Source organism: Chitinophaga sp. OAE865, assembly GCF_040546735.1.
Lineage (GTDB): Bacteria > Bacteroidota > Bacteroidia > Chitinophagales > Chitinophagaceae > Chitinophaga > Chitinophaga polysaccharea_A.
Map to the genome: position 1 here is coordinate 4,696,519 of NZ_JBEPOF010000001.1, position 17,650 is coordinate 4,714,168.

16 protein-coding genes are annotated in these 17,650 nt (G+C 47.7%); 3 read left to right on the plus strand and 13 right to left on the minus strand.

All coding sequences use genetic code 11. The features are described 5' to 3' along the window. Positions 1-930: an aspartate carbamoyltransferase catalytic subunit gene (locus ABIE50_RS19000; RefSeq protein ID WP_209857815.1), complete on the minus strand. Its 930-nt coding sequence runs from the start codon at positions 928-930 to the stop codon at positions 1-3. A 51-nt stretch (positions 931-981) separates the two neighbouring features. After that, positions 982-1,512, minus strand: coding sequence for a bifunctional pyr operon transcriptional regulator/uracil phosphoribosyltransferase PyrR (gene pyrR, locus ABIE50_RS19005; protein WP_209857816.1), 531 nt, complete (start codon positions 1,510-1,512; stop codon positions 982-984). A 245-nt stretch (positions 1,513-1,757) separates the two neighbouring features. Between pyrR and ABIE50_RS19010 the strand changes: the two genes are divergently transcribed. Further along, positions 1,758-2,276, plus strand: coding sequence for a peroxiredoxin (locus ABIE50_RS19010; RefSeq protein ID WP_354028077.1), 519 nt, complete (start codon positions 1,758-1,760; stop codon positions 2,274-2,276). A gap of 69 nt (positions 2,277-2,345) precedes the next feature. Here ABIE50_RS19010 and ABIE50_RS19015 read toward each other — a convergent pair whose 3' ends face one another. The 3 genes from ABIE50_RS19015 to prfB form a co-directional block, all read right to left on the minus strand. Then, positions 2,346-2,804, minus strand: a complete 459-nt coding sequence (locus ABIE50_RS19015; protein WP_209857817.1) for a hypothetical protein — start codon at positions 2,802-2,804, stop codon at positions 2,346-2,348. Positions 2,805-2,807: 3 nt separating this feature from the next. Further along, entirely contained in the window at positions 2,808-4,439 is a 1,632-nt protein-coding gene (pruA, locus tag ABIE50_RS19020; protein WP_209857818.1) for an L-glutamate gamma-semialdehyde dehydrogenase, read from the minus strand. A gap of 151 nt (positions 4,440-4,590) precedes the next feature. Continuing rightward, positions 4,591-5,686, minus strand: a protein-coding gene (gene prfB, locus ABIE50_RS19025; protein WP_142687117.1) for a peptide chain release factor 2 whose coding sequence is annotated in 2 segments (ribosomal slippage) — positions 4,591-5,625 and positions 5,627-5,686 — 1,095 coding nt in all. Because the reading frame shifts where the segments join, the coding sequence is not laid out codon by codon here. A gap of 137 nt (positions 5,687-5,823) precedes the next feature. On the opposite strand from prfB, the gene ABIE50_RS19030 reads away from it, so the two are divergent. Further along, a complete protein-coding gene (locus tag ABIE50_RS19030; protein ID WP_209857819.1) occupies positions 5,824-6,627 on the plus strand; it encodes a TspO/MBR family protein in 804 nt (267 codons plus the stop codon). Between the two features lie 44 nt (positions 6,628-6,671). Beyond that, positions 6,672-8,327 carry a glucose-6-phosphate isomerase gene (gene pgi, locus ABIE50_RS19035; protein ID WP_209857820.1) on the plus strand — a complete coding sequence of 552 codons (1,656 nt, stop codon included), beginning with the start codon at positions 6,672-6,674 and terminating at the stop codon, positions 8,325-8,327. 283 nt (positions 8,328-8,610) lie between these two features. Here pgi and ABIE50_RS19040 read toward each other — a convergent pair whose 3' ends face one another. The 8 genes from ABIE50_RS19040 to ABIE50_RS19075 form a co-directional block, all read right to left on the minus strand. Next, positions 8,611-9,051, minus strand: coding sequence for a DUF3276 family protein (locus ABIE50_RS19040; protein WP_209857821.1), 441 nt, complete (start codon positions 9,049-9,051; stop codon positions 8,611-8,613). 157 nt (positions 9,052-9,208) lie between these two features. After that, positions 9,209-11,005, minus strand: a complete 1,797-nt coding sequence (locus ABIE50_RS19045; RefSeq protein WP_209857822.1) for an ABC transporter ATP-binding protein — start codon at positions 11,003-11,005, stop codon at positions 9,209-9,211. A gap of 113 nt (positions 11,006-11,118) precedes the next feature. Continuing rightward, complete coding sequence (locus tag ABIE50_RS19050) at positions 11,119-11,694, minus strand: LpqN/LpqT family lipoprotein (protein WP_209857823.1); 576 nt, start codon at positions 11,692-11,694, stop codon at positions 11,119-11,121. A gap of 55 nt (positions 11,695-11,749) precedes the next feature. Beyond that, positions 11,750-12,679 (minus strand): phosphoribosylaminoimidazolesuccinocarboxamide synthase, encoded by a 930-nt coding sequence (locus ABIE50_RS19055; RefSeq protein ID WP_209857824.1) that lies wholly within the window; start codon positions 12,677-12,679, stop codon positions 11,750-11,752. Positions 12,680-12,955: 276 nt separating this feature from the next. Next, complete coding sequence (locus ABIE50_RS19060) at positions 12,956-14,311, minus strand: exonuclease domain-containing protein (protein WP_209857825.1); 1,356 nt, start codon at positions 14,309-14,311, stop codon at positions 12,956-12,958. 4 nt (positions 14,312-14,315) lie between these two features. After that, on the minus strand, positions 14,316-15,491 hold the full coding sequence (locus ABIE50_RS19065; protein ID WP_209857826.1) for an ABC transporter permease: 1,176 nt from the start codon (positions 15,489-15,491) through the stop codon (positions 14,316-14,318). Next, the gene (locus tag ABIE50_RS19070) at positions 15,484-16,653 is read right to left on the minus strand and encodes an ABC transporter permease (RefSeq protein WP_209857827.1); all 1,170 of its coding nucleotides are present in this window, start codon (positions 16,651-16,653) and stop codon (positions 15,484-15,486) included. The genes ABIE50_RS19065 and ABIE50_RS19070 overlap by 8 nt, the downstream gene beginning before the upstream one ends. Continuing rightward, complete coding sequence (locus tag ABIE50_RS19075; RefSeq protein WP_209857828.1) at positions 16,650-17,639, minus strand: HlyD family secretion protein; 990 nt, start codon at positions 17,637-17,639, stop codon at positions 16,650-16,652. The genes ABIE50_RS19070 and ABIE50_RS19075 overlap by 4 nt, the downstream gene beginning before the upstream one ends. Between the last annotated feature and the right edge of the window lie 11 nt (positions 17,640-17,650).

Consider the following 17,650-nt stretch of genomic DNA (forward strand, 5'->3'; position numbering starts at 1 on the left):
CTATTCGGATTTCTTTCCTGCCAGCAGGTACAATACAGCCATACGTACAGCCACACCGTTTTCTACCTGGTCCAGGATGATGGACTGACCTGAGTCTGCCACATCGGAATTTATTTCCACACCACGGTTAATCGGGCCTGGGTGCATGATTATAATTTCTTTATTCAGGCTGTCCAGCAGCTCACGGTTTACGCCGTATGCAAGAGAGTATTCACGAAGGGAAGAGAACAGCGGCGTGTTTTGTCTTTCCAGCTGGATACGCAGCACATTGGCCACATCGCACCACTGCAGGGCTTCACGGATGTTATAGCTTACATTTACGCCCAACGCTGCCGCCATGTATTTCGGTATTAATGTTGGCGGGCCTACCACGGTTACTTCTGCGCCCAGTTTTTTGAGGCAGTAAATGTTGGAGAGGGCTACCCTCGAGTGCATAATATCTCCACAAATGGCAACCTTCTTACCTTCCACACTGCCTAGCCGTTCACGGATGGAGAAGGCATCCAGCAATGCCTGTGTGGGATGCTCGTTAATACCATCGCCTGCATTGAGGATAGGCACATTGATGTGCTTGGCCAGGAAATGCGGCGCACCGCTGGCAGAGTGGCGCATCACCACCATATCCACTTTCATGGACAGGATGTTGTTCACCGTGTCTATCAGCGTTTCTCCTTTGGATACGGAAGATCCCGAGGCAGAAAAATTAACTGTATCTGCACCCAGGCGCTTTTCCGCTAACTCAAAAGAGATGCGTGTGCGGGTAGAGTTCTCAAAAAATAAATTGACAATTGTTGTATCGCGTAGCGTAGGCACCTTTTTAATAGGCCTTTGTAAAACCTCCTTAAACTGGTCGGCTGTTTGAAAAATAAGCTCTATATCCTGGCGCTGCAGATCGCGAATTCCGAGTAAGTGTTTTACAGAAAGTGACATTAATGTGCAAATATAAAGGGTGAAATCTGAATTCTGAAATCCCGATTCATTTTAGTCGACCAAAACTACTTCGTCTTTACCATCTCTTTCATTCCACAATACCCTTACTTTCTGGGAAATAAGGGCATCAATGGTACGTCCGGTATAGTCCGGCTGAATAGGCAGCTGCCTGCTGAAACGACGGTCTATCAGCGTAAGCAGCTCTACAGAAGCGGGCCGGCCGAAGTCCAGCATTGCATCCAGGGCCGAACGGATAGTACGGCCGGTATACAATACATCATCAATCAGCACTACCTTTTTATTTTCTATGGAAAAATCTATACTGGTTTCACTCGGTACATGCAGGGTTTTGCTCTGGTTAAAATCGTCGCGGTAAAAAGTGATATCCAGTTTGCCGTAATCGATGTGCGCGCCTGGTAACAGTTTCAGCAAGGCCTGATGAATTCTGCCGGATAAATAAATACCACGGGGCTGTAATCCTATCAGCACGGTTTGCTCAAACTGTAAATGATTTTCTATCAACTGATGACAAAGCCTGTCTATCGTAATAGCCATTTGCCTGCCGTTTAGTATGGTTTTCAAAACACAACGTTTTAGGTGCCAAAAATAATGATTAAATGCTACAGATAAAAAGTTGAATATTAGAAAAGATTGATAAACAAGGGAATATTTCTGAAATGATGCGGCTCCTCTCCTGCCAGCATTGTTCAACCGGGGAAAACATATCTGTTTAATATAAATATTAACATAACAAAAACGACATTTTTTCATGGAGTGCGAGGGATGCTCCCCTTCTCTTCGTACTTTAGTGTCAATAATAACGGGGTATGAAACTTTTAAAGACCATTTTCGCTATGACCGCCTTTTTCCAGCTATGGGGCTCCAGTTCCCAGGCACAACTAAAAACCGGGGATAAAATTCCTTCCTTTTCCCTGCAGGATCAGACAGGGAAAACTTTTGATATCAATACCGTGTTAGGGAAACAACCGCTGGTCATTTATTTTTATCCGAAAGATGAAACCAGTGTATGTACCAAGGAAGCCTGCTCTTTCAGGGATTCCTACCAGGATTTTCAGAAGTACGGTGCGAAGGTGATTGGAATCAGTGCTGATAATGTGGCTTCTCACCGCAGCTTTGCAACGCATCATAATCTTCCGTTCACGTTGCTGAGCGATCCTAAAAATGAAGTACGCAAATTATTTGGTATGCCTAAAACCTTTATGATTCCGGGGCGGGTTACTTATATCGTAGATAAGAACGGGGTGATTGTGCATGAATTCAATTCGCTGCGCGATGGAGAGAAACATGTGACTGAGTCGCTGGCTGCGTTGCAGCGGATGCAATAAAGAAGGCCCGGATAAATTTATTTACCCGCTGTTGAAGTTATATCGGCAGCGGGTATTTTGTGTTTACAATTACAACTTCCTCATATCCTTAAACGTAGAGATCTCTTCTTTAAGCGCAAACAACTGCATCCCCCAAATGATACCCAGCACTATTGTAAAGGCCACCAATGCCAGGGAGAATGACACCTGCATAAAGCTGCCTTCCTCGCGGTTGGTAAGGGTAATAACACGAAGCAGTGCAATAAGCCCTATGCCGAAGAAAACGGCAGCTTTGATCCCCTTCTTACGCAGTTGTTTCCTGAAATATTCATCAAAAGCCCTGGCTGCAGCTATGCTGGCTTCCGGCTGCGGCGTTCCGTCGGCAATAAGCAGTTGTTCAAGATCTGCAACGCGGTAATGCTCATGATGTTCTGAGAAGTATTTTTGTAGGATGTCTGCCTGCATAATTTCCTGGATACTGAATGAGGGTGCAAGGTACAAAAAAGGCGATGGATATAGATCCACCGCCTGCATATAAATCATGAACATTTACTAAGCCTCTTTCAGGAACGGATAACGGTAATCCGTAGCCGGTACAAAAGTTTCCTTGATGCTTCTGGCGCTTAACCAGCGGTAGAGGTTCAGCATGGAACCTGCCTTATCGTTGGTACCGGAAGCACGGGCGCCGCCAAATGGCTGCTGTCCTACTACTGCGCCGGTTGGTTTGTCGTTGATGTAGAAGTTACCTGCGCTGTTTACCAGTGTGCGGGTAGCCAGTTCCACCGCATAGCGGTCCTGTGCTATCACCGCGCCGGTTAAGGCGTATTCGGAAGTACTGTCTACTACCTGCATGATCTCTTCAAATTTCTCCGCGTCATACACGTGAATTGTCAGCACTGGTCCGAAAATTTCCTCACACATGGTGATATATTTCGGATCGGTGGTTTCGATCACGGTTGGTTCGATAAAGTAACCTTCAGTTTTGTTGTAGTTACCGCCTGCAATGATCTTTACAGCCGGGTCTTTCTTTGCATTGTCGATGTACTGCGCAATTTTATCAAAAGAGCGTTCATCGATCACTGCGTTGATGAAGTTGCTGAAATCTTCTGTGGATCCCATTTTCATGGTTTTCAGCTCAGCAACTAATTTGGATTTTATATCGTCAGCAAGATTGTTTGGTATGTATGCGCGGGAAGCGGCAGAGCATTTCTGGCCCTGGTATTCGAAGGCGCCGCGTGCCAGTGCGGCAACGGCAATATCTACATCGGCTGATTTGTGGATCAGGACGAAGTCTTTACCACCGGTTTCACCTACAATGCGCGGGTATGTTTTATACTTATGAATATTTTCGCCGATGGTTTTCCACATGGTCTGGAATACGCCGGTAGAGCCGGTGAAGTGGATACCTGCAAAGTGAGGATCTGCGAAGCAGACATCGCCGACAACGGGGCCGTTGGCATATACTAGGTTGATAACGCCACCTGGCAGGCCGGCCTCTATCAGCACCTTCATGATCACCTGGGCGGCAAACACCTGTGTATTGGCGGGTTTCCATACCACAACGTTACCGCACATGGCAGCGGAAGTAGGCAGGTTACCGGCAATAGCGGTAAAGTTAAAAGGAGTAACAGCGAGCACAAAACCTTCCAGCGGGCGGTATTCTACCCTGTTGTGGATGCCGGGTGCGCTCACCGGTTGCTGGCGGTAAATTTCGCTCAGGAAGTGTACATTATAGCGGAGAAAGTCGATCAGTTCACATGCGCTGTCAATTTCGGCCTGGAAGGGATTCTTGCTCTGGCCCAGCATGGTAGCGGCATTGATATGATAGCGGTATTTGGTGGCCAGGAGCTCAGCGGCGCGGAGGAAGATGCCGGCGCGTTGTTCCCAATCCATAGCGGCCCATTTTTCACGTGCTTCCAGCGCCGCAGCGATGGCGGATTTCACATGAGAGGCGTCGCCCATATGGAAGTGACCAAGTTTGTGTTTGATTTCGTGGGGAGGGCGCAGATCAACGGTGTTCCCGGTGCGGATTTCCTTGCCACCGATATACATGGGTATATCTGCTACTTCGCTTTTGAAGGCGGCTAACTGTTTCTTTAATGCAATCCTCTCAGCAGAACCGGGTGCATAAGATAACACAGGCTCATTAGCAGGCGCTGCGTACTCAAAGTATCCTGTATTCATTGTATCCTAATTTTAATATTTGTTTATTTGATCATTTGTAAGCCCGGAGGCCCGCAAACAATCAAATAAACAAATGACTACGAGTATTGTTTCCGCAGCAAAATTACATGATACAACGCCTACGCGCTTATTAATAATTAGTCGATACTTATTAATTATTGTCCTCTTCCTTCTGCATCATCAGGTATGCCTTTATAAACCCATTCAGGTCGCCGTCCATTACCGGGCCTACGTTACCTACTTCAAAATCGGTGCGGTGGTCTTTGATCATCTTATACGGATGGAATACGTATGAACGGATCTGTGATCCCCACTCAATTTTGCGTTTGTTGGCGTTGGCTGCATTTTTCAGCTCTTCCCTTTTGCGGATCTCTTCTTCATACAGGCGTGATTTCAACATGGTGAGCGCCTTTTCGCGGTTCTCTCCCTGTGTGCGTGCCTGCTGGCATTCGATGATAATACCGGAAGGAATATGCTTCAGGCGTACGGCTGTTTCCACCTTGTTTACGTTCTGTCCGCCCTTACCACCCGAACGGTAAAATTCCCATTCCAGGTCGGCAGGATTTACAGCGATCTCGATAGTATTGTCTACTAACGGATATACATATACGGAGGCGAAAGAGGTGTGCCTGCGGGCATTGGAATCGAAAGGTGAAATACGGACGAGGCGGTGTACGCCGCTTTCCGCTTTCAGGTGGCCATAGGCAAAGTCGCCATCAAATTCCAGTGTAGCGGATTTGATCCCGGCGCCATCACCATACTGTGTATCAATTTCTGATACTTTCCAACCCTGCTTCTCGCCATACATGCGGTACATACGCAGCAGCATCTCCGCCCAATCCTGGCTTTCCGTGCCGCCTGCACCGGAGTTAATGGTTAATACCGCGGGCATTTCATCTTCCGGCTGATTGAGAGTGGATTTGAATTCCAGATCGTCCAGTGCCGCTACTGCAGCATTGTAAGCCTGTTCCACCTCTTCTTCCGTTGCTTCCCCTTCTTTAAAAAAATCGTTCAGTACAGCGCTGTCATCAATCGCAGCATTTACCTGATCGTAAAGGTCTACCCAGTATTTGTTTACCTTTATTTCCTTCAGAATCGAAGTAGCTCTGACGTTGTCATCCCAGAAACCGGGCGCCAGGCTTAATTGTTTGTCGTTTTCTATTTTTGCTAATCGGTCAGGTACGTTAAAGAAAACCTCCCAGGACATATAAACGGTCCCTCATAGCTTTAAGTTGCTCAGCTGTCATAGCTGGCAAATGTATGGAAAAAACGGATATATATACTAACGCCTTTCAAACTTTGTTTTGATTGTTCACTTTAGCATAATTTTTGTGTTGTAACATGGTAACCATGTCACTAATATTATAAAAAGCACCCATCTGTTATGGTGAGCCATGAAACCCTCCACTTTAAAAACCGGTCCGTTTTCAATACTATTGGGTTTATTATTATGATAGGTGTAAATGCACTGGCAGTGCAGCTTCCCATCAATGGCAAAACCACTGCGCAGATCTCTGAAGAGTATCCCAACCTGTTCGCACCTGCGGGCATTACCTTTTCTATATGGGGCGTTATTTATATTTCCCTGCTGGCTTTTATTGTATACCAGTTATGGTTATCCTTTTCAAATAAGGAACCTGCAACACTGGCTTATGTGATGCAGCGTATGAAAGACTGGTTCCTCATTTCCTGTGTAGCCAATGCCTGCTGGCTGTTTGCCTGGCATTATCATCTTGTCCCTGTAAGCATGGCCATTATGGTGATCCTTCTTATTTCGCTGGCCATTGTCCATGTTAACTTCGGCATCAGCACTGCTCCTGCCAATCTGCGGGAGAAAATATTTATCCATATTCCTTTCAGTATTTACCTGGGATGGATCTCTATTGCAACCATTGCCAACTTTACCGCATTGCTTGTATATACCGGCTGGGAAGGGAATCGTCATGCACAGATCCTGTGGACCATTGCTATGATCAGCCTGGGCACCCTGGTGAGTATGGCTATGGTGCTGCTCCGTAACAATATTACCTATGCACTTGTTAGTGTGTGGGCATTCTATGGCATCCTGCTGAAAAGAAAGACTGCAGAAATGATGGATGAAAACGCCATTATTCATACCTGTATTATCGCTATCGGGGTTATTGCTGTAACAATTTCCTGGCAATTATACAGGAAACAGAAATCATGAATCTAAAAGATTATTTTTGATGCGCATTTAATATATACACGACTATGTTTCCATCTACCAATCCAACAACCACCAAATCGTGGGACGCTTTAAAGAAACACGCTGAAGAAATGAAGAAGGTACATATGCGTGCCTTGTTTATGGAAAACAAAGAACGCTTCAGTGAGTTCTCGCTTAAATTTGAAGACATCCTTTTCGACTATTCCAAGAATATTATTACGGAAGATACCCGTAGCCTGTTATTAGCCCTGGCAACAGAATGCGGTGTAACGGATGCCATAAAGGCCATGTTCAGCGCAGAGAAAATAAACGTTACGGAAAACCGCGCGGTACTGCATACCGCTTTGCGCAATACGTCAGACAAACCGGTTTTACTGGATGGGCGCGATGTAATGCCTGATGTAAAAGCAGTGCTGAATAAAATGGATCACATCTGCCGTCAGGTACATTCCGGCGAATGGAAAGGATACACGGGCAAGCCCATACGTTATATCGTGAATATCGGCATTGGTGGTTCCGACCTCGGCCCGGTAATGGTAACAGAAGCCCTGAAGCCATACTGGAAACCCAACATCCAGACTTACTTTGTTTCCAATGTAGATGGCACCCACATTGCCGAAACACTGAAAAAGATCACACCGGATGAAACCTTGTTCCTCATCGCTTCCAAAACATTTACCACACAGGAAACCATGACCAACGCCCATACTGCGCGCAGCTGGTTCCTGGAGCATGCGGAAGATGAGAAATTCATTGCCAAACATTTTGCGGCTTTATCTACCAACGAAAAAGCAGTTACCGCTTTCGGTATCGACCCGCAGAACATGTTTGAATTCTGGGACTGGGTTGGAGGCCGTTATTCCCTCTGGTCCGCTATCGGCCTGTCTATAGCACTGACTATCGGCTACGACAACTTCACCCAATTACTGGATGGCGCGCATGCGGTTGACAGGCACTTTGCAGAAACGCCGCTGGAACAGAATATACCTGTTATCATGGCGCTGATTGGTCTCTGGTATGGTAATTTCTTTGGCAGCGCTACGGAAGCCATACTGCCGTACGACCAGTACATGCACCGCTTTGCTGCTTACTTCCAGCAAGGTAATATGGAAAGCAACGGTAAGTCAGCCGATCGTACAGGCCATCCCGTTAGTTATGAAACCGGTCCTATTGTTTGGGGCGAGCCCGGTACCAACGGTCAGCATGCTTTCTACCAGCTCATTCACCAGGGCACCCGCCTGATCCCGTGCGACTTTATCGCACCGGCCATCAGCCACAACGCTATCGGTGATCATCACGTAAAGCTCCTGTCGAACTTCTTTGCACAAACGGAGGCGCTGATGAATGGAAAAACGGAAGCAGAAGTAAAGGCTGAACTGGAAAAATCCGGTGCACCTGCAGAAGAAATTGCCAAGATCCTCCCATCAAAAATTTTCCCTGGTAACCGCCCTACCAACTCCTTCCTGGTGAAGAAAATTACCCCACGCTCCCTGGGCTCACTGATAGCTTTGTATGAACACAAGATCTTTGTTCAGGGTGTGATCTGGAATATTTTCAGCTTCGATCAATGGGGTGTGGAACTGGGCAAACAACTGGCCAGCAAAATACTGCCTGAACTGGAAAACAGCGATATCATCCTAAACCATGACGCCAGCACCAACGGGCTTATCAACGCGTGGAAGGATATGCGTTTAGCGTAGGATCGCCCTCGGCGCGAATTTTGTCTTGGAACACTGATTACGCTGATTTTGATGATTACTTTGATTTTATTTTTTGAAGTTTGATAATAAATAAGGGAGATAAAAGCGAATCCGCTTTTTATCTCCCTTAACTATTTTAAACAACATCTAAAACAACAAAAAATCAACAATAAAAATCAAAGTAATCATCAAAATCAGCGTAATCAGTGTTCCAAGACAAAATCCGCGCAATAAAAAACCCCCGGAGAAATCCGGGGGTTGCCAATTATTTTAAGTAAAAATCTTACCATTTGTCTACCTCATCAGAGCTATGTGAAGCCGGGGCGGCTATTGACGCCTCAACAGGTACTTCCACCTCTACAGGGATTGCTGAAGCGCGAACTTCAGATCCATCTGCTTCTGTTTCGTCCTGTTCTTCCTGCACATAATCATGGTTGTAGGCATCAAAGTCGAAATCGGGCATCAACTCAGTTTTAACATAGTTGATGGTTTCGGTTAATGCGTTCAGGAACTTGTTGAAGTCTTCCTTGTACAGGAATACTTTGTGCCTGTCATAACCGTTGTCATTAAAACGCTTCTTACTTTCAGTTATAGTAAGAAAATAGTCGTTTCCCCGAGTGGTCTTTACATCAAAGAAGTACGTTCTTCTTTTGCCCGCTTTCAATCGTTTAGAAAAGATGCTATCATTGTTTCTTTCCTGTTGATTGTTGTTTTCGTACGCCACAGTTGATAGATTTAAGTGTTAACGAATCAAATCCTGTTACAATAAGAGACAAATATACTATTGTTTTACAAATATCAAAATATTTTTAAATGATTTTGAAAAATCATAAAACCCGCCTGTAACAGGCTGCGGCAGGGCATATACAGGCAAATGACTGCTACTCATTGGCAGTTTCCTCATCACCTGATTGCTGACGCGCATACAGCTCCGCATAATAACCATTCAATGATAATAATTCATTATGTGTTCCCTGCTCTACGATTTTTCCCTCATCCAGTACAATTATGCTATCGAACTCAAACAAGGCAAAGATCCGGTGGGTAATAATAATAGCCGTCTTGTTTTTCAGATAGGCATACAGGTTACCAATGATCTCTTTCTCCGTACGGGCATCCACGGCTGATAAACAGTCGTCGAAAAGGAGGATATTGGGGTCCTTGATCAGCGCCCTGGCAATGGAAATACGTTGTTTCTGCCCCCCGCTGAGGGTTACCCCCCTTTCCCCGATGGCCGTTTCAAAACCTTCATTGAAGCCCAGTATGTCCTTTTCCACGGAAGCCTGCCTGGCGGCAGTTTGCACTTCCTGGATAGTAGCGCTGGGGTTGCCAAAGCGGATATTATTGGCAATGCTGTCGGAGAACAGGAACACATCCTGCGGCACATAACTGATCTGCCCCCGCAGGTTGCCCAGTTGCAGCCCCCGGATATCCTGGCCGTCCACCATCACTTTCCCCTCCTGCGGATCGTACATCCGTATCAGCAGTTGCGCCAGTGTACTTTTGCCGGAGCCGGTGCGGCCAATAACAGCCACTTTTTGCCCGGGCCGGATATGCAGGTTAAAGTTATTAATGGCAGTGATCCCTGTATGCGGATAAGTAAACGTTACATTTTCCAGCCGCACCTCCCCTTCCAGTTTCACCGCTTTTGCGCCGGGTGCATCCTTAATGGTTGGCTCGATCTGCAGAAATTCGTTTATCCGTTGCTGTGAGGCCGCTGCACGCTGGATCATGGAAGCTACCATCCCTATGGAAAAGAACGGGAACATCAGCATGTTCACATAGATCACAAATTCCGCCAGGTTGCCCACGGTAATGTTTCCTTCAATCACCTGGATCCCGCCGATGAAAATGGTGAGGATCACGCTTAAACCTATCATCAGCGCCATGGTGGGCTGGAATAGTGCATCTGTTTTAGCAAGACTGATAGAACTGTTCTTATACGCTTCGCTGGCTTCTTCAAAATGCTTTGCACTTGCATCTTCCTGGATGTATGATTTTATTACCCGGATACCGGAGTAAGATTCCTGTGCAATAGAAGTGATGTTGGACAGCTGCGCCTGTATCCTTTCGCTTTTGCGGTGAATGATCCTGTTCACATAATAGATGGTCAGGGCCAGGAAAGGCAGTGGCGACAAGGTATACAGCGTTAGCAACGGGTTCACCTGCAGCATCAGGTATACAATGATGACGATCAGGAACAAGGTCCGGGAAGCATACATAATAGCAGGTCCTACGTACATGCGTACCCGTGATACATCTTCCGTGATCCGGCTCATGAGGTCACCGGTGCGGTGCATCTTAAAAAAATTAAGATCCAGTTTCTGGTAATGCTGGTAAATCTCATTCTTCAGGTCGTACTCAATATGACGGCTCATTACAATGAGGGTTTGCCGCTGCAGGAACAGAAAGAACCCGCTCAGCAATGCAAACAGCAGAATGCTTACGCCGTAAAAGGCCAGTACATGCGTGAAATCGCCACGGAAAGCCACTTTTAGCGCGGTGTTGTCCAACAGCCGGTATTCGTCTATATTATGTGCCAGCAGGTCAAAGATCTGGCGTACCATGATAGGCTGGAACACACTGAATACAATGGAGATGGCGGTAAACAACAGTCCAAGGATCAGCAGCCATTTATTGGTAAGAAAGTATTTATTAAGTGCGGCAAGGTGTTTCAACGCTCATTGGTTTTGCCAACAAAAATAAGGCATTCAGCGCATATAGCTGTAAACGGGAATACCCGTGCAAAGAATCGCTCTGCACGGGTATTCTCCCTGAAAATTTATATTTCTTACTTCGTTGTAAAAGAGCCGAGGATCTCTTCCAGCGCCGGTTCATACTTAACCAGGTCGTTGGCAAGGGTAGTAAGTGTAATAGCGTAGGCAATATTATTTTTTACCAGGATGGTTACCTCCCCGTTAAGCGGGGTGCCGGTTTCCCGGTGGGCATACTGGCATTTCATCCATTTGGCTTTCACACCGGCAACGGAACGTTCCCCGTTGCCGATCTTCCTGTAATCCACGAAGAAATTCTCCATCTCTTTTTGGGTGGTTTCCATCACCTTGTCCAGTGTAACCCCCTGTTTCAGTTCCTGTGTAACAATATTCACATTAGCTCTGAAGCTGCTGTCGCCGCCGGGAGGCGCCATCATAAAAGTATATTCTATCCGGCTCATCACGGTATCTGTCTTAGTCCAGCCGGCGGGGGTGATTACAGAGAAAGTGCCTCTGCCGGCGTTCATTCCCGGCGATTTTCCGGCCAGTTCCAGTACTTCCTGGCTGCTTAATTCTTTAGGCGATTTGGAGGCATTGTTGCAGGCGGTGATGCCTAATAAACAAACTACTGCGGAGATCAATTGTAATTTCATCGTGCACATAAGGGATAAAAACCGCTCCGGCATTGCACCGGAGCGATCCGGGTGATTATAAATTTTTCAGTGCAGCTATAATTCTGGACTCTGCATCCGCAGCCGCTACTTCTTCTTTCACAAATTTCTGACCGGTGATATTTTCAAACAGTTCAATGTACCGCTCGCTTACGCTGTTAACAAATTCGTCTGTCATTTCCGGTACCTGCTGGCCTTCTTTACCCTGGAAGCCGTTTGCCATCAACCATTCGCGTACAAACTCCTTGCTCAGCTGTTTCTGCTGAACACCGTTCTTCTGGTTCTCTTCATATCCTTCCGCATAAAAATAACGGGATGAATCAGGGGTATGGATTTCATCGATCAGGTAAATGGTATCGCCGATCTTACCGAATTCGTATTTGGTATCTACCAGGATCAATCCGCGCTTGGCGGCCAGTTCCCTGCCTCTTTCAAATAAGGCAAGCGTATACTTTTCAAGTTGCTCATAATCTTCCTTGCTCACCAGCCCCCGTGCAATGATCTCTTCACGGGAAATGTCTTCGTCATGGCCTTCATGCGCCTTCGTGGTTGGGGTGATGATGGGCGCCGGGAAGAAATCGTTTTCTTTCAACCCTTCCGGCATGGTTACACCGCAAAGTACACGCTGGCCGGATTTGTAGGTCCTCCAGGCATGCCCGGTGAGGTTACCGCGTACCACCATTTCCACCGGGAAGGTTTCGCACTTCAGCCCTATGGTCACGTTGGGGAGCGGAGAAGATTTTACCCAGTTAGGAACGATGTCTTTAGTGGCTTCCAGCATAATGGCGGCCACTTTGTTCAATACCTGTCCCTTGAATGGAATGGGACGAGGCAGCACCACATCAAATGCCGAGATGCGATCGCTTACAACCATTACCATCAGCCTGTCTTCAATGGTGTAAACATCACGTACTTTTCCTTTGTAAAAGGCAGTTTGACCTGGCAATTTGAAACTTGACTCTAACATGAATAAAAAAAGATTAATAATTAAAGATGAAATATGCTTGATGCGATGCAAAAGTAATCAGGAAACGGTTCACTTATTACGATCGTGTAAACTTTTTCGCGGAATTTGTCTTGGAACACTGATTATGCTGATTTTGATGATTTCATTGATATTTTTAGAATTTGATTTTAATAAAAAGGGAGATAAAATAATCTTATCTCCCTTTATCATTCCATAAAAGAAATTCAATGAAATCATCAAAATCAGCATAATCAGTGTTCCAAGACAAATTCCGCGTCAGACAACTGTTGCGCGGCTCGCATATGGCCGGAGCAGGCCGATGATCACTTCGTTTTCGGCGTATGGGGTGAGGTATTCCCGGACATGTTCTACCTCGGTAGTGTTAACATTGGCGGGGATATAGCCCATGCCGTAAAAGCGGCCTTTCTCCATCAGGATACAGCTTTTCTCGCTGCTGTTCCGCCCTTTGTCTACGATGATTACGGAAGGTTGCTGTTCCTGGAGAAATGCGATGGCCGCTTTCATGCGCTCATTATAGCTTTCAGGCGATTCGGCCTTGCGGCAGGCGCCGTTACAGGTACCGGCCGTAATGCCTGCGCAGGTGCCATCTCCTTTTTGCAGGAAGCAAAGCTTAGGGCATAGCCGGAATTCCTTTATCAGGGAGCGCAGCAGGCGGTGGCCGTCTATCAGCAGGTTAAAGCTGTGCACAGGGTGCGAATATTTCCGTTTCTTTTCTATGGCCAGGCGAAGGTAGCCTTGCTGGTCTTCGAAAAGATAGAAGCCGTACCTGAACTCCACCCGTTTCTGGGCATAGTTGAAAACAGGCCACAGGCGCTTTATCTCCACCGATTCCAGGATACAGGCCATCAGTTCTGTAGCTGTTTCCTGGTAAGAAATGCGGTGAATGGTGCGTAGGAAGTTCTGTCGTTGCCGGCTGGTGCTATGCCCGGTAAAGTGGCTGTTCACCCGTTTACTCAGGTCCTTTGCTTTGCCTACATATACTACTTTGTCTTTGTGGTCGTGGAAATAATAAACGCCAGGTTGTGCCGGCAATCCTTTTACCAGGTCTGGTGGCAGGTTGGGCGGCAGGAACTGTTCTTTCGATCCTGTCTTCAGCATAGAGGCGATCACTTTCTCCTTATCATTGGCCAGCAGCATCCCGAAAAGCACGGTGGTGGCTTCTGCATCACCGCCGGCCCGGTGCCGGCCGTTTACGGGGATACCAAAATGACGGCAGATATTACCCAGGCTGTAAGATTTGAGGCCCGGGAATATTTTGCGCCCCAGCCGTACCGTACATAGTTTCTTACTTTGCAGGTCGAACCCGGCATTGCCCAGCTGGTGCTTTATAAAGGAGTAATCGAAATTTACGTTGTGCGCCACGAAGATCCGGTCTTTCAGCAAATCGTACAGCAAAGGGGCAATAGCCTCAAAGGGCGGCGCATCCGCCACCATACTGTTGCTGATGCCTGTCAGCGATTCTATGTAATAAGGAATGGGAATTCCGGGGTTTACCAGGGTCTGGTAATGCTGTGTCACTTCCTTCCCGTCGTACAGGAATACAGCGATCTCCGTAATGCCATTGGCACTGGCATGGCCGCCTGTTGTTTCAATATCTACAATTGCATACATCCGCTTACAAAGATATGGATTGTTGCCGCTTATTCAAACGTCTTAATCCCAGCAATGCCAGCAACGTGTAAAACCCGGAAAGGGCCACCAAATGCAGTACAGGAGCCATATTGTCGCCCAGGGTGGCGCCCATTTGCACGATGGACTGGTACACTTTGAGGAAGGGCATGGTGGGCACCATGGACGATAACCACTGCAATGGCACCGGCAGCGATTCATATGGCCACGCATACCCGGCAATGAGGAATACGGGATAGGTGGAAAACACCATCATCTGCGCCGCCATCAGCTGGCTGCGGAACATAGTGCCGAGCCACATTCCCAGCGGGATCAGGGTGAGAAAGAAAAGGAAGAATACCACCGCCACATCCAGTACCCGTCCACGGAAAGGAATGTCCAGCGTGGTGTAGTTAACCGTCATAAAGAAAAAGGCATAGCAGCAGAACAACAGCATATAGAACAGGCCTTTGCCCCACAGGGTGGCCGACAACCCACCCCCGCCGGTTCTCAGCAGCTCCGGCACTTTCCCCCGCTCTTTGTCGAGCGCCATACTTTCAGAAAGACCAATCAGCAGCGTTTGCTGTAGTATCAATGCCAGCAGACCGGGCAAAAGAAAAGCGCCGTAGCTGGATCGTGAATTATACATCGGGCGGTAGTCGAGGTTCACCGGCTGGGTTTCCCGCATTGCCATCTGGGAATTCAGTCCCTGCATTTCATTGTACTTCAGCCTTACCCCCGCTCCTACGGTAAGCGCCAGCGTAGTGATGCCGCCGGCCAGTTCGCTGGAAGGCAGGAACCGTGCGGCATTCACTGCCAGTACAATATCGGCCTGCTGCAGTGCCAGCACCTTTTTCTGTACGCCGTGAGGAATATAGAGGTATCCCTGGCACTGGCCGTAATACATCTTATCCTGTGCATCCTGTAAACCGGCAGCGCCGGTTACCTCCACGATCTGCATTTTGGTAAGCTGTTGCAGGAAGGTGCGGGATAATTCGCTCTTATCATCATCGGCTACCGCCAGCAAAACTTTTTCTTCTACCTTATAACTATATATACTGCCATAAAAAAAAGCGTACAGGAGCGGTGCTATCAGCAGCGTAAGCAACAAACTGTGATCGGCGGCTATCATCCTCACTTCCCGCAGGAACAACCGGTTCATATGTCGGAAAAAATCACGCATGCTGTAGAGAGTATTTATTCATTTTCCGTTGGAGGAAAAACAATGCAACAGGAAACGTAACGGCTATATAAATCAGCAATTGCCCTGTCTCCTTATACGCATAGTGCATGGGCAGTTCCATAAAGTATACCTTAAAGAAACCATCCAGGAAGGGCGTAAAGGGCATCAGCCAGGCGTAGTACTGGTCGTACCACGGCATAGCCCAGCGGGGAAAGGTAAAGCCGCTGAACACAAACGCAGGCGAAGTGTAAAACAGTCCCAGGTCGCAGGCTACCATTACATCACTTACTATGGCAGATACCATCATCCCTATACTGATACAGCCTATGATCAGCAGGGTGAAGAGGAGGAACAAGGGCCAGGAGCCACCTATCCGCCCATGAGCAAAAAGCGGGAATACAATGCAGGTTACCAGGATATAATGCAGCCATCCAACGCTGAGATGCGCCAAACCCTTTCCCAGCAATACATTGGAGGCAGAGCCACCTGCCATGGCATGCAGTTCCGCAAAGGTGCCCCTTTTCTCTTCCAGGTTCAGCGCCAGCACGGTTACCATAATGATCATCATCTGCAAAGCCACTGCAATTAATCCCGGTACCAGGTATTGCTGGTAATTGTACTGCGGGTTATACAGCATATAGGAAGTAAGCCGGATGGGCTGTACCAGTGCCATGGCTTTACCGGCGGGCATCCCTGTTTTTACAAACTTCTGCAGCGTTACCCCCGAACCCGCGGTGATCAGTACTTTTGCGGCATCCTTATAGATCAGTTTAGCGGTTACTACCGCCGCTGTATTGGTATACACGGTGATATACACCGGCTGCCGGCTTTTAATATGCTCGTCCATTTTTGCCGGGAAGTGGATGGCGCCCTGAACAATGCCCTGCTCCATCATCTTTTGTAAAGTGATTTCATTGTCCACCTGCTGCGTGACATGAATGCTCTCCGTTTGCTCCAGCATAAAAGTGAACTGGCGTGATAACGGTGAGTGCGACTCATCCCAGATCGCCACCGGCAAATCGCGGGCAAACTGGTTGTTATAGATATAACCATATAGCAGGCATACCAGCGGCGGCAGTACCAGCAATACAATGTAGTGTTCCGGGAGGGTAAGTATGCGCTTCCATTCCCGGGTCATGATATGGAAAATGGAGCGCATCATGGCAGATTCATGGAGGCGGTCATACCAGGGCGTAGCCCTTTGATTGCCGCCTGGTTTACAGGTGTCAGGTCCACTGTGAAAGTGCGCAGTTCAAATTTGCCCTGCTCCTTTACCGGCACCCAGTTGGCGAAGGTAAGCGAGGGGGCAACCTTGTGCACTTCGGCTTCAAAATTTTCGGGGTCGCATCCCGGCACCCGCACCTGTACCCGGGCTCCCAGCGGGAAACGCTGCATATCATCCTGCCGCACGTTATAGGTAATATGATACGTGGCGGGTTTCTGGATGGTCATCAGCGGGTAGCCGATAGCTACTATCTCCCCTTCTTCTATTACCATAGAAGTAATAATACCGTCTGCAGGAGCATGAATATAGGTGTTATCGGATAATGCTTTGGTAAGCTCATATCCCTGTTCCGCCTGCCGTACAATAGCTGCAGCGGTGGTGATGAGCTCCGGGCGGCTGCCCTGTTGCAGCATATCCATATTCAGCTTGGCTGTTTCCATTTCTTTTTTGGCAGCCTGCAGTTTAAAGTATACCAGGTCCTTTTCCTGTCCTGAAATCACATCATCGTTAAAGAGGTTCTGCATGCGCTGGTAGGTTTTCTGCATCAGCTCATATTGCTGTTGGGTAATGTTATAAAGATTATCGGCTGCCTTGATGGCTTCCGGCCTCGCCCCTTTCTGCAGCAGCGTAAGCTGCCCTTTGGCAGCATCTATAGCTGCCTGCGCCTGGTTGCGGATGGCATTGATTTCTGTAGACCGGAGCACGCCTAGTAACTGCCCCTTGCGGATGGTATCGCCCTGCTTCACCAGGAGGCTGTCCAGCCGGCCGGGGAATTCCGCCGCCACATCTACATAGTCGGCGTCTACCATGCCTATCATTGACCGGTCTGCTGCGGCGGGCTTCTTTATAAAGAAGATCAGCGCAATCAGCAGGATAGCAATGGGGATCAGCAGCGCCCAGTAATTTTTTAATACTGCTCTCATGAAAAAGTCTG

What these genes read in the sequence shown, in the direction of transcription:
- ABIE50_RS19000 (WP_209857815.1), bottom strand. Translation starts at nt 930, where the DNA reads ATGTCACTTTCTGTAAAACACTTACTCGGAATTCGCGATCTGCAGCGC.
- ABIE50_RS19010 (WP_354028077.1), top strand. Translation starts at nt 1,758, where the DNA reads ATGAAACTTTTAAAGACCATTTTCGCTATGACCGCCTTTTTCCAGCTA.
- ABIE50_RS19015 (WP_209857817.1), bottom strand. Translation starts at nt 2,804, where the DNA reads ATGTTCATGATTTATATGCAGGCGGTGGATCTATATCCATCGCCTTTT.
- pruA (WP_209857818.1), bottom strand. Translation starts at nt 4,439, where the DNA reads ATGAATACAGGATACTTTGAGTACGCAGCGCCTGCTAATGAGCCTGTG.
- ABIE50_RS19030 (WP_209857819.1), top strand. Translation starts at nt 5,824, where the DNA reads ATGGTGAGCCATGAAACCCTCCACTTTAAAAACCGGTCCGTTTTCAAT.
- pgi (WP_209857820.1), top strand. Translation starts at nt 6,672, where the DNA reads ATGTTTCCATCTACCAATCCAACAACCACCAAATCGTGGGACGCTTTA.
- ABIE50_RS19050 (WP_209857823.1), bottom strand. Translation starts at nt 11,694, where the DNA reads ATGAAATTACAATTGATCTCCGCAGTAGTTTGTTTATTAGGCATCACC.
- ABIE50_RS19055 (WP_209857824.1), bottom strand. Translation starts at nt 12,679, where the DNA reads ATGTTAGAGTCAAGTTTCAAATTGCCAGGTCAAACTGCCTTTTACAAA.
- ABIE50_RS19060 (WP_209857825.1), bottom strand. Translation starts at nt 14,311, where the DNA reads ATGTATGCAATTGTAGATATTGAAACAACAGGCGGCCATGCCAGTGCC.
- ABIE50_RS19065 (WP_209857826.1), bottom strand. Translation starts at nt 15,491, where the DNA reads ATGCGTGATTTTTTCCGACATATGAACCGGTTGTTCCTGCGGGAAGTG.
- ABIE50_RS19070 (WP_209857827.1), bottom strand. Translation starts at nt 16,653, where the DNA reads ATGATGCGCTCCATTTTCCATATCATGACCCGGGAATGGAAGCGCATA.
- ABIE50_RS19075 (WP_209857828.1), bottom strand. Translation starts at nt 17,639, where the DNA reads ATGAGAGCAGTATTAAAAAATTACTGGGCGCTGCTGATCCCCATTGCT.